Here is a 12,674-nt window from a genome sequence, read left to right as displayed (position 1 = left end):
GGAGCGATCGCAACTTTTGATTTCTCATTTTTGGCGCGCCAATATTGGCAAGATGACACCGCGAATAACGATAATAGAAAAAAGGGAACAGCATCTATAAAGTTTTACGTCTTAATAATTTCCCAGTTACTAATTAACGGCTGAAAATGGAAAAAGGTTTTATTTTGTGGTTTACCGGGCTGAGCGGTTCCGGCAAGACAACTATCACCAAAGCTCTCGAACCCGAATTGAAGGCCAGAGGTTGCAAAGTTGAAATATTGGATGGAGATGTCGTTCGCACCAACTTGTCAAAAGGTTTGGGATTTAGCCAAGAAGACAGAGATACTAATATTCGGCGGATTGGATTTGTAGCTCACCTGCTGAGCCGCAATGGAGTAGCCGTAATGACCGCAGCTATTAGCCCCTACAGAGCAATTCGCGACGAAATTAGAGCAATGGAGCCCAATTTTGTTGAAGTATATATCACAGCGCCGTTAGAAGTGTGCGAAGGTCGCGATGTCAAGGGGCTATACGCTAAGGCGAGAGCAGGAGAAATTAAGGGTTTTACGGGAATTGACGATCCTTATGAAGAACCGCTCAATCCTGAGATTATTTGTTACACAGAGCGAGAAAGTGTGGAAGAGAGTGCTAAAAAAGTTCTCAGCAAGTTAGAAGAGTTGGGTTACATTTGATGTTGGCGGGGTTGGATGAGGATAGGGGCAAAAAGCGATGGTGGTGAAAAGTTATTCGCGCAAGGTGCAACTTGAGAAAAAATCTCACCCTTGTGCCCCCTTCGCGGAGAGGGAAAGGGAAGAATTTCTCTCCTTTCGGGCAAGGAAAGGGGCTGAGGCAGAGGTTTCCAGCAAAAGCTGCAAGCTAAGTTATTGGGCAAGCAATGCTGTCAAAAGTTTAATGATTCAAAGTTTAACAGTGTCAGTGCTGGCGGCGGTGGGTTCATCTCCTGCGGCTGCCCAGTTTATGCCTCCTCCTCCTCCTGCTGCTGATGCGGGTTCTCCTGTTCCTGTACCCGTACCTCTAGCGCCGGGATTTCAGGGGTTTCCGGCAAGTGCACCTTCAAGTGTACGATCGGAAGTTTACACTTTGGGAGCGGGCGATCGTATTCAAATGGACATCTTCAACGTCCCGGAATACAGCGGCCCTAACGGTCAACACCAAGTACAGGCAGACGGTTCCCTGAATTTGCCGTTAGTTGGCAGCGTTTCGGTGTACGGGATGACCCTAGAACAAGCTTCTAATGCTGTTAAAGACAAATATGGCAAATACCTTAAACGTCCCTGGATTACCCTGAAACTGCTGGCGCCGCGTCCTTTGCAAATTGCGATCGCGGGCGAAATCAACCGCCCCGGAGCTTATACAATATCCTCAGCAGCAGGCCCCGGAGGCACAGCAGAGCAAATGGGAACTCAAATGCCAACGATATCGCGGGCTCTGCGAATGGCCGGCGGAATTACGCAGTCAGCAGACGTGCGGCAAATCAAAATTCGCCGCCCCCAGCGCAACGCACCGGAACAAATTATTAGTGTGGATTTGTGGGAATTATTGCAAAACGGCGATTTGCGGGCCGATATGACTTTGCGGGACGGCGATACTATATTTATTCCCACTGTAACTAGCCTCAACCGCCAAGAAGCACCGACTTTAGCAGTAGCTAATATTACCGGACAAAGCACTCAACCCATTAATATTGCTGTGGTGGGCGAAGTAACTCGCCCCGGTACTTATACTTTGGCAAAAGAGGCTCAAAGTAGGGTACAAGAGAATGAAATGGGTGAAAATTCTGGTTTGTTTGCTGCCAGGGAAACCAACGGCGGGGAAACTGTTTTGCAGCAAACTGTAACGAGGGCAATTAAAATGGCGGGCGGCATTACGCCGGTAGCTGATATCAGACAAATACAAGTTCGCCGCCTGACACGGGCGGGTACAGAACAAATTATTAATGTGAATTTGTGGCAACTTTTGGAAGGGGGAGATGTATCCCAAGATTTAGCGCTGCAACAGGGAGATACGGTAATCGTTCCCAAAGCCGAAAACCTCGATGAAACCCAAGACGAACAAGTTGCTAATTCTAATTTTTCACCGGATACGATTAAGGTGAACCTTGTGGGAGAAGTCGTGAAACCCGGAGCGATTGCGGTGCTGCCCAACACTACTTTAAATCAAGCGCTGGTAGCAGCGGGAGGTTTTAATAAAGCGCGGGCAGAAATGGATTCGGTGAATTTAATTCGCCTCAATCCTAACGGCACTGTTTCGCAGCTAACTGTTAAGGTTGATTTTTCCGCAACTGCCAATGAAGAAACTAATCCAAAACTGCAAAATAATGATGTAATTATGGTAAGGCGATCGGGTCGCGCGACGTTCTCGGATAATGTAGGCGGGACTCTCGCTCCTCTCAGCCCGCTGTTAGGAATATTCCGGTTGTTCGATATTTTTCGGTGAGTTGAATAGACTGGCATTAAGACCTCAGAAACCCGCTTTATAAAAAAATTGCGGTTTGGTAATGAAATATCTAGGAATCAACCGATTTCCTGAAACTCCGCCACCAATACAGACGTTTAAACTAATAAGTTGTAGAACTAAAATGAAACCAGGGAAACAATCTCACGTAGCACTGTTTAATCATAAAAAAAACGCTGATCTGCAAAAAATGTCTTCTGGGCTTTATGAAGAAGATCAGTTTTTAGGCAGAAACAAAACCGAGGCAGAAGAGTTAAGTTTTTGGGAAGTTTGTCGCAGTCGCTCCATCTTAGTCATCGGCGTAGCAGCGGCAGTGACTACCGGAGTTTTCGCCTGGACACTGAATCAAAAAAGCGAGTACGAAGGGCGCTTTCAATTATTAGTAGAACCAGCAGTTACGCAAAATACTTTAGCAAAAATATACTCGGGTGAGCTGAAACTGCAACCAGCGGGCCCCGCGACGACGGAAAATGCCGGTTTTGACTACGAATCCCAAATTCAAGTTTTGCAAAGCCCGCAAGTAATGTCGCCGATTATTAAACAGTTGCAGGCTAAGTATCCTGAAATAAATTACAACTACCTCTTGAACCAAAAAGCAGATAATTTGCCTTTTTCTCAGGAAACTAGGTTGTCGATTAATCGATTCAAAAATACCAAGATTATCGAAGTTAGATATCGGGATTATGATCCGAAAAAAATTCAGTTTGTTTTGGAAAAAGTTGCGCTAGGCTACCGCAACTACAGCGTGCAAGATACCACAACTCAAATTAGTCAGACTCTGGATTTTGTGAAATCGCAAATTCCCAACCAGCAAAAGCGCCAACAAGCTCTGCAAACAGAAATTCAAAAATTGCGGCAGCAGTACAATTTCATCGACCCGCAAATTCAAACCCAACAGCTTTCGCAGCAAATCACCCAACTTCAAGCGCAAAGATTGGACGCGCAAACGCAGCTCAATCAGCAGAGATTGCTCTATTCCAATCTGCAAAATCAGCTCGGACTGAACCAGCAGCAAGCGCTGATGGCCTCGGCTCTGAGTCAAGCTCCCCGCTATCAAGCGATGCTGACTCAATTGCAGCAATTAGAAGGGCAAATTGCGATTAACTCGGCTACGTTTACAGACCAAACTCCGCAAATGCAATTGTTGCGAGAACAGCGCAAAAACCTGATTCCTTTGTTGAAGAAAGAAGCCCAACAGGTTCTGGGAACTGATTTGGCTAAGGTAAATTCGCAAGTGCTGACTTTTCAAGATCCGGTGCGGATTAAGTTAATCGAGCAGTTTATCGGTACTGCTAATTTAATTCAGGTGCTGGGCGTGCGGAATCAAGTTTTGGAACAAGCTGCTAAGCAGTTGAATCAATACTCTCAAAAATTCCCGGTGATTTTGCGGCGCTATTCCGATTTGCAGCGCGAGTTGGATTTGACTAACAATACGCTGAATAGTTTGCTGGCAAAACAGCAAGCTTTGCAGCTTGAATCTGTGGGCAAAAAAGAGGTGGCTTGGGAAGTTATTGCTAAGCCGGAAATTCCGCGTTACAAAAATGGCGAGTTGATGGCTGTTGCTCCGATTATGCCTTTGAATTTGGCTTTGGGGGGATTGGCTGGTTTGCTGTTTGGTATGCTGGCGGCGCAGTTGGCGGAACGGTTTAAAAATAAAACGGTGTTCCAAACTCCAGAGGATGTCAAACAGTCGATTCGCCTGCCTTTGTTGGGGGTAATTCCTGCTAGCGATAAAATTTTGAGACTTCCTCCTGCTGAGACAAGCCCGGTGGATGTGGCAATTTCGCCGATGCCGACGGATGCTTTTCAAGAAGCTTTTCGATCGCTCAATGCGAATATTCGCTTACTCAACCTTGAGACTCCAATCAATTCTTGTGTAATTACTTCTTGTCAAGTAGCTGATGGCAAGTCTACTGTAGCAGTCAATCTGGCGCGGGCTGCTGCCGCAATGGGCCAGCAAGTGCTGTTAGTTGATGCCGATTTACGGCGGCCGCAGGTACACGAAATGCTGGGTTTACCGAATTGGCAAGGCTTGCACAATGTGATTGCTGATGATGTGGATGTGCAACAGGTGATTGTGCGATCGCCCCGTGATGAAAATTTGTTTGTGTTAACTTCCGGCCCTGTTCCTCACGATCCCACAAAGGTGCTTTCTTCCCGAAAAATGACTCATTTAATGGCAGCTTTGTCAAGTCATTTTGACTTAGTTATTTACGATACTCCACCGCTTTTGGGTTTGGCAGATGCGAATTTGTTGGCGGCTCACACTAACGGATTGATGCTGGTAGTGGGGCTGCATCAAACTGAGCGGGAAGCCCTGTTGTTGGCTTTTGAAGATTTGAAAATGGCGGGAATTCCGCTGTTGGGAATGGTAGCAAATAACGATAAAGGTAGCAGGTATTACTATCAGTCTTACGTGCAGGATTACGTCCAGGAACAGTCTGTTTGAGGGAGAGGAATTGAGAAATGTGTAGTGGAACAGGCCGTCGGACCTGTTCTTGAGAATGCAAGGCGGAGGGACACCCGACCCGATATTTCATCCATCTTGCACCATTAATTGTGAATAAAGCTGTCAGGGGCGGGCGGGACGCCCTACAAAAACATTTAACTTTTATGGAACAGGCCGGAAAGCCTGTTCTTGAGATTTGTGCGTGATTTCAGAAAGACAAATTTTCTTAAGATTTGCGATCGAGACTCTGAACTATAATTAAAAGTAGGAGAAATTTAAACAAATCGCGGCACTTGCAAATTGGCAAGACCTGAAAGAAAACGTGGCTGGTAAATTCCTATTTTCTAATACCTTAATACAACTCCCTGCCTAGGCTGAAAACTAGCAGGGAGTTTTGTGTTTTTCACACAGGAGATAAAACCATGGCTATTGCTACTATCAACCCGGCAACGGGAGAAACGCTGAAAACTTTCGAGCAGATCGCGGATGAAGTAATAGAAGCTAAGCTGGAATTAGCACAGCAAGCTTTTAAAAAATACCGCCAACTGCCGTTTGAGCAGAGAGCCCTGTGGATGCAGAAAGCGGCAGACATCTTGGAGCGCGATCGCGAAATTTACGCTGAAATGATGACCCTGGAAATGGGCAAAACGCTCAAATCTGCGATCGGCGAAGTGGAAAAATGCGCCTTAGTTTGTCGCTATTACGCCAAAAATGCCGCTCAATTTATGGCAGACGTATCGGCAACCACTGACGCTAGCAGCAGCTTTGTCCGCTACCAACCGCTGGGCCCTATTTTAGCCGTTATGCCGTGGAATTTCCCATTTTGGCAAGTTTTTCGGTTTGCGGCGCCAGCACTGATGGCGGGCAATGTCGGCTTGCTCAAACACGCTTCCAACGTGCCTCAGTGCGCTTTGAAAATCGAAGAAATTTTTACGCTTGCTGGCTTTCCCGAAGGCGTTTTTCAAACTTTGTTAGTGGGCGCCGACAAAGTAGCTGATATCGTTGCGGACGATCGTATAAAAGCAGCAACTCTCACCGGTAGCGAACCAGCGGGTGAAAGTTTGGCAGCAAATGCAGGCAAAAATTTGAAAAAAGTAGTGCTGGAATTGGGAGGAAGCGACCCCTTTATTGTGATGTCCAGCGCCGATTTAGCAGCAGCTTTATCAACTGCTGTGACATCCCGGATGCTCAATAACGGTCAATCTTGCATCGCTGCCAAACGCTTTATTTTAGCAGAAGAGATTGCCGACGAATTCATCACAGGATTTGTCGAAAAATTCGAGCAATTAAAAGTAGGCGATCCGATGTTGCCCGAAACCGATATCGGCCCTTTAGCTACTCCCGCAATCCTCAAAGACTTGGACAATCAAGTGCAAAATTGCGTCCAATCGGGAGCAAAACTTCTGACAGGTGGGCGCCCATTGTCAGAGAAGGCCGGCAATTTCTACTTGCCAACTATTCTGGCAGATATTCCGCCGAATGCCTCTGCCCGTCAAGAAGAATTTTTTGGGCCCGTAGCTTTAGTATTCCGAGTTGCAGGCATTGATGAGGCGATCGCGCTCGCAAACAGCACATCTTTTGGCTTGGGTGCGTCAGCTTGGACTACAGTAAACTCAGAGAGCGATCGCTTTATTTCCGAACTAGAGGCCGGCGCGGTATTCATCAACGGTTTAGTAAAATCAGACCCGAGATTGCCCTTCGGCGGCATCAAACGCTCCGGTTACGGACGCGAATTGAGCATCCAAGGAATGCACGAATTTGTTAACATAAAAACAGTGTGGGTGAAATAAGCTCCCACTCTATCAACCGATCGCACAAATCTACAGAAGTCTGCGTTTATCTGCGTTTACCTGCGGTTAAAAATTCCCATTTAGTATTTTTGCGATCGGTTTAAAAAGACCAAAAACCACATTAACCGAGGAGAGAAACGGAAATGAACACAGCTCAACTATTGGTAAAATGTTTAGAAAATGAAGGCGTCGAATATGTCTTCGGACTTCCTGGAGAAGAAAATTTAGAAATTTTAGAAGCCCTGAGAAACTCTTCAATTAAATTTATTACTACTCGCCACGAACAAGGCGCGGCTTTCATGGCCGACGTTTACGGTCGTCTCACCGGCAAAGCCGGCGTTTGCTTGTCCACCTTGGGCCCAGGCGCAACTAACTTAATGACAGGAGTTGCTGACGCCAACTTAGACGGCGCTCCTTTAATAGCAATTACCGGACAAGTCGGCACAGACAGGATGCACATAGAATCGCACCAATATTTAGATTTGGTTGCCATGTTTGAGCCAGTTACTAAGTGGAATGCTCAAATTGTTCGCCCCAGCACGACGGCAGAAATAGTCCGCAAAGCCTTTAAAGTAGCTCAAAGTGAAAAGCCGGGAGCAGTTCACATTGACTTACCTGAAAACATCGCAGCAATGCCTGCTGAAGGAAATCCGCTCACCAAAGACAACCGCGAAAAAACTTTTGGCGCTTACCAAAGCTTGAATAAAGCCGCTGTGGCAATTTCCAAGGCAAAAAGTCCTCTGCTTTTAGTAGGAAACGGCGCGATCCGCGCTAACGCCAGCGATGCTTTGACACAATTTGCTACTCGATTGAATATTCCTGTAGCTAATACTTTCATGGGCAAAGGTGTAATTCCTTACACTCATCCTTTGGCGCTTTGGACGACGGGATTGCAGAAACGGGATTATATTAGTTGTGCTTTTGAAGAAACGGATTTAGTGATTGCTGTTGGCTACGATTTGATTGAATATTCCCCGAAAAAGTGGAATCCAGAAGGAACCATTCCGATTATTCACATTGGCTCTTTGCCAGCAGAAATTGACAGCAGTTATATTCCTCTTATAGAAGTTGTGGGAGATATTTCTGATTCCCTCAATGAAATTTTGCAGCGTGCCGATCGCATGGAGAAAGTAGACCCTTTTGCTAAGCAATTGCGGGCGGATATTCGCGCTGGGTACGAACAATATGCAGCCGACGACGGTTTCCCGATCAAGCCACAAAAACTCATTTACGATTTGCGGCAAGTCCTGGGCCCGGAAGATATTCTTATATCTGATGTGGGAGCTCACAAAATGTGGATCGCGCGGCACTATCATTGCGATCGCCCGAATACCTGTTTGATTTCTAACGGATTTGCGGCGATGGGAATTGCGATTCCGGGTGCGGTGGCTGCAAAACTCGTTTATCCCGATCGCAAAGTAATAGCAGCCACCGGCGACGGCGGTTTTATGATGAATTGTCAAGAGTTAGAAACTGCTTTGCGAGTCGGTACTAATTTTGTGACGCTGATCTTTAATGATGGTGGTTACGGGTTAATTGAATGGAAGCAGCAAGATTATTTTGGTCATTCCGATTTCGTCAAATTTGGCAATCCCGATTTTGTCAAATTTGCGGAAAGTATGGGTTTAAAAGGCTATCGTGTGGAATCTGCAACCGATTTTATTCCCATCCTCAAAGAAGCCCTGGCTCAAGATGTCCCTTGCGTGATTGATTGTCCGGTAGATTATCGGGAAAATGCGCGTTTCAGTCAATTATCTGGGGATATGAGTTGCAATTTGTAAGAGTAGCTAGAGCCCCGACTTCTTTAAGAAGTCGGGGCTCTAATAATGGACATTCTTCGAGATAGAGTTTTGTAGCTTGTTTAAGATTGGCGATCGCTTCTTCTATTGTTTCGCCTTGGTCAACTGTGGGGACTTCTGGACTTTCGGCAATGTACTTCTGCCAATTATTTGACCCAAGTATGAGAAGCATAAATCACTTCCTCTTCCTTCTGGCGAGCGGTTGCAATTTTCTTCTCAAATTCTCCGTAGAGTTTTGTTTCCACTTGTCGGAGTTGTGATATCAAATCCGGTAGCATCGGAATTAATATTACCCACTGTCAGGACACGGCACCGTGTCTAATCCAGTCAACAGTTAACACTCAACAATTCAGTTTTTCGACCCGCCCGTCAACAGTCAACAGTCAACAATCATTTCGGTGCCACCGGAATTGATATCAAATCTAATCACTTCAAACCCAATAATAAGGCGATTCCGCCGATCGCACCAACTACCCCCAAAACAGCCCTAATGCTCACTTTTTCGCCCGCCAGCACCGCTAAAGGCAGTATAAATAGGGGACTGGTAGAACTGAGTGTTTGAGCGATTGCTGCGGGTGCATATTTCAGTGAAGTCTGTTGCAGGAAAATTCCGAGATAGGTTCCTAAAAAAGCTGCCACAATTATGGCACCTAATGTTTTTGAGGATTTTAATTGTTTGAAACTGTCAAGGTTTGTTGGCTTAAAAAAGCACAGCATGACTGCCATACCACCGCTCAAACGCAAGGCCGCCGTCCACAAAGGATCGATATCTATTTGAGTGAAGGCGGCGCGGGATAAAATTGCACCAGCGGCGTGGCTTGTTTGTCCTAATAAACTAATACCTAATCCCTGCCAAATATGTTTTGATGATAAGGTTGTTTCGGCTGTTCGTTCGGCAATTACCCACGCTACGCCGCAGATTGTTAAAAGAATGCCAGTACAAGCAATGGGCGATAACTTTTCTTGCAAAAATATTAAGCCCAATAAAGCTGTTAAAGGGGGAGAGAGGGTTTCTAAAAGCAGCGTTCGCCTCGCGCCTAAATATTTTAATACGATAAAGAAAGCGGTGTCTCCGATGCCAATTCCTAGACCGCCGCTAATCAGCAGCATTGCTAAAATATTACGGTTGATTGCGGGTAAAGATTTTCCTAAAATTAGTACAGTGGCAAGGAGCATGAAAAGGGCGATCGCGCCTTTGAGCAAGTTGAGCACCACTGCGGGGATTTGCTGTCCCACTCGCTGCCAGATTGTGGAAGATAGAGCCCAGACAAATGCAGCGCCTAAAGCGGCGATTTCACCCATAAAATTTGTTGACTGTTGTCATTAGTTACTAATTCGCAATTGGCCATTCCCGATGCCCGATGCCCGATGCCCAATTCCCCATGCCATATAAATTAGGGTTCCAGACTAATCATCTGGAACCCTAGATTTATTAAGCTTTTTTAGCAGTGGGCGGGGAGAGAATCGAACTCTCATACCTTTCGGTGTCAGATTTTGAGTCTGATGCGTCTACCAATTTCGCCACCCGCCCTTTTTCGTTTCACCATCATAACACACCGATCGATTTCCTGCAAGCAAAGATTCATAATCTTTTGAACTTGCCCAGCGATCGATCTCTCTGGCGCGCAATACTGGTACAGGATGGGACAACTGAGCCGTCTGAGCTTGTTTGAGCATATCTCCCAGTTGAGTGCTGCTGAGGTCGTCGTAGGCCCGCGCCTGCGCCAAAAACGCATCGACATTCAGTTTCGGAGCTAAAGTCGGCGAACCTCCGGCCAGTTTCATCAACAGTGATGCTACCACTCTTGGGTCTTGAGTCGCGAGCAAGGCGGCGCGATCGCACGTAAATTCCGCACACCGCAACCATTCCAACATTTGCGCCTGCAAACCCTGAGCCAGCACGGTTCCCACAGGGGAAATTTGACCTGCGGCCAACACAATTAAATTAGCCAGAGTCAGGTAAACTCCGTGCTCGCACTTCAAATGACCCAACTCGTGAGCGATTACTGCCTTAACTTCCTCGTCTGTGAGCAAATCAATCAGAGAAGTGTGCATCACCACAAAAGGCTGTTTTCCCCGCATCGCAAAGGTGTAAGCATTCGGCATTGGATGCTGGCGGACATAAAGCTGCGGCGGTTCCAAATCCAGAGTTTTGCAGGCATCCAACAGCAATTGATGGAGGTGGGGCAATTGATTTTCCCCGACTTGGACGCTGGAAGCCAGATTTTCCAGCATAAAAAACTGTTCGCCCAGTTGTCCCAGCAACTGCCGCACCATCAAATCCAGGCCGGGCAGTTGTTTGAGCGTGTTGGTGGCTTCCAAGTCTAGCGGGTGGCGAAACTGGTCTGCTTTCAAACCGATGAGCGGTATGTTCGACATTTTAATCCTGAGTCATTAGTCAATAATCACTGGTCGTTAGTCATTGGTCATTGAGAAATGGGAATTATGAATTGGCAATTGAAAAAGGTTGAATTATTTTTCTTTCTTCTTGCTTCTTCCTTTTTCCTTCTTCCTAATGACTAATGACTGCTGACTAATGACTAATTAACAGTTTAAACCCGATCGCACAGGATTGACAGGAGCCTCAGCAGTCGCCGGGTCTGTACCCTCTTTGACGCGCCGCAACTTAGCTCCCAATTTTTGCAGTTTCACCTCTAACTGCTCATAGCCGCGGTCTAAGTGCTGCAAGCTGCTGATGGTGGTGACACCATCGGCTGCAAGTCCTGCTAGCACTAACGCCGCCGAAGCCCGCAAATCTGTTGCCACTACCGGCGCACCCGACAGCCGCGACACTCCGCGCACAATCGCGACATTGCCTTTAAGGCGAATGTCCGCGCCCATGCGGTTGAGTTCTGCTACGTGGCGCAAGCGATTCTCAAACACGGTTTCTTTGATCAAGCTGTCGCCTTCGCTCAGCGTCAGCAAGGCCATAAACTGAGCTTGCATATCTGTGGGGAAACCCGGATAAGGCAGAGTTTCGATGTCTGTGGCCGAGTGAGTTTGGCCGGGAACTATCCGCAAAATGTCGGGGGATTCGGCAATAATTTTCGCGCCAATTGTGTGCAATTTGGCAATGACTGCGGTCAGGTGGTCGGGAATTACCGGCGACAAACTGATTTCCGAGTGAGTGATGGCTCCTGCTACTAAAAATGTTCCGGCTTCAATGCGATCGGGAATAATTGAATAGTCTACCGCGTGCAGCTTGGGAACTCCCGAAATGACGATCGTATTCGTGCCGGCGCCTTGAATTTTTGCTCCCATAGCGCGGCAGAAATTCGCCAAATCTGCGACTTCCGGCTCTTGAGCCGCATTTTCAATTATGGTTTCTCCTTCAGCCAGAGTCGCCGCCATCATCAAAGTTTCAGTTGCGCCGACGCTGGGGTAGTCCAAATAAATTTTGGCTCCTTTCAGGCGGCGGTTCGGCCCTTTGACGTAAGCGTGAACCGTGCCGTGGTCGATGTGGACTTCGGCACCGAGGGCTTGCAGACCGCGAACGTGGAGTTCCACGGGTCGGGCGCCGATGGCGCACCCACCGGGCAAGGGCACTTTGGCAAATCCCAAACGCGCTAGCAGCGGGCCGATGATGAAGAAGCTCGCCCGCAGTTGGCTGACTAATTCGTAGGGGGCTTGAGCGTCTATGAGGTTGCTGGCGTTGATGTCTAAAACGTCGCCGTTCTGCTGTAATTTGACTCCTACAGCCGAGAGAATTTGTCCCATGCGGGCGACATCGACTAGACCGGGAACGTTGCGGAGACGGCAATCCTCTGGGCAGAGCAAGGCTCCTGCCATGACGACTAAGGCCGAGTTTTTGGCGCCGCTGATTTTAACGTGTCCTTTAAGGGGTTCGCGACCCCAAATTTGTAATACTTGTTGTTCGTCGCTTTCAGGTGAAGCTGGCAGGTTAGATGAGTTCTGAGCTGGTGTAATGGGTTTGCCCTCCATAATGCGCTTCGTTACTTTATACATTATTAATTTTGGTTCGATTTTACCGGAAAGTTTTTATATGTCTAGGGGTAACATTAGGAATTCCGGGAATTATCTTTGCTGGAATCCACTCTGGACAAGGTTTTCAAGTTTAATCACACAAATAATGCCGATCTAGTTTCATGGAGTTATCTGTATCAAAATTTACGTTAATTTGTAGCGCTCGCTCGGATCGGAGATATTGTACTTTTGTCAACG

The 12,674-nt window shown here is 47.0% G+C and carries 9 protein-coding genes and 1 tRNA gene; 5 read left to right on the top strand and 5 right to left on the bottom strand.

What is annotated here, in order from left to right; all coding sequences use genetic code 11:
• Nucleotides 1–146: 146 nt before the first annotated feature.
• The 5 genes from cysC (at nt 147) to QUA25_RS00990 (ending at nt 8,474) form a co-directional block, all read left to right on the top strand.
• Complete coding sequence (gene cysC / locus QUA25_RS01010) at nt 147–671, top strand: adenylyl-sulfate kinase (protein ID WP_333034878.1); 525 nt, start codon at nt 147–149, stop codon at nt 669–671.
• 37 nt (nt 672–708) lie between these two features.
• Nucleotides 709–2,436 (top strand): SLBB domain-containing protein, encoded by a 1,728-nt coding sequence (locus tag QUA25_RS01005; RefSeq protein ID WP_333034876.1) that lies wholly within the window; start codon nt 709–711, stop codon nt 2,434–2,436.
• Between the two features lie 142 nt (nt 2,437–2,578).
• On the top strand, nt 2,579–4,903 hold the full coding sequence (locus QUA25_RS01000) for a polysaccharide biosynthesis tyrosine autokinase (RefSeq protein WP_333034874.1): 2,325 nt from the start codon (nt 2,579–2,581) through the stop codon (nt 4,901–4,903).
• A gap of 422 nt (nt 4,904–5,325) precedes the next feature.
• On the top strand, nt 5,326–6,693 hold the full coding sequence (locus QUA25_RS00995) for an NAD-dependent succinate-semialdehyde dehydrogenase (RefSeq protein ID WP_333034873.1): 1,368 nt from the start codon (nt 5,326–5,328) through the stop codon (nt 6,691–6,693).
• 143 nt (nt 6,694–6,836) lie between these two features.
• On the top strand, nt 6,837–8,474 hold the full coding sequence (locus QUA25_RS00990; RefSeq protein WP_333034870.1) for an acetolactate synthase large subunit: 1,638 nt from the start codon (nt 6,837–6,839) through the stop codon (nt 8,472–8,474).
• On the opposite strand, the gene QUA25_RS00985 is transcribed toward QUA25_RS00990, so the two are convergent.
• The 5 genes from QUA25_RS00985 to murA all read right to left on the bottom strand — a co-directional run bounded on the left by QUA25_RS00985 (nt 8,437) and on the right by murA (nt 12,458).
• The gene (locus QUA25_RS00985) at nt 8,437–8,664 is read right to left on the bottom strand and encodes a type II toxin-antitoxin system HicB family antitoxin (protein ID WP_333034868.1); all 228 of its coding nucleotides are present in this window, start codon (nt 8,662–8,664) and stop codon (nt 8,437–8,439) included. The two genes, QUA25_RS00990 and QUA25_RS00985, sit on opposite strands and share 38 nt — an antisense overlap.
• Before the next feature lie 254 nt (nt 8,665–8,918).
• The gene (locus tag QUA25_RS00980; RefSeq protein WP_333034866.1) at nt 8,919–9,794 is read right to left on the bottom strand and encodes a DMT family transporter; all 876 of its coding nucleotides are present in this window, start codon (nt 9,792–9,794) and stop codon (nt 8,919–8,921) included.
• 147 nt (nt 9,795–9,941) lie between these two features.
• A tRNA-Leu gene (locus QUA25_RS00975) sits at nt 9,942–10,023 on the bottom strand.
• Nucleotides 10,002–10,871, bottom strand: a complete 870-nt coding sequence (locus QUA25_RS00970; RefSeq protein WP_333034865.1) for a M48 family metallopeptidase — start codon at nt 10,869–10,871, stop codon at nt 10,002–10,004. The genes QUA25_RS00975 and QUA25_RS00970 overlap by 22 nt, the downstream gene beginning before the upstream one ends.
• 165 nt (nt 10,872–11,036) lie before the next feature.
• On the bottom strand, nt 11,037–12,458 hold the full coding sequence (murA, locus tag QUA25_RS00965) for a UDP-N-acetylglucosamine 1-carboxyvinyltransferase (protein ID WP_333034864.1): 1,422 nt from the start codon (nt 12,456–12,458) through the stop codon (nt 11,037–11,039).
• Between the last annotated feature and the right edge of the window lie 216 nt (nt 12,459–12,674).

Source organism: Microcoleus sp. Pol17C6, assembly GCF_036701145.1.
GTDB lineage: Bacteria > Cyanobacteriota > Cyanobacteriia > Cyanobacteriales > Microcoleaceae > Microcoleus.
The sequence above is the reverse complement of the archived record's forward strand: the minus strand, read 5'-3'. Positions and strand labels throughout refer to the sequence as shown.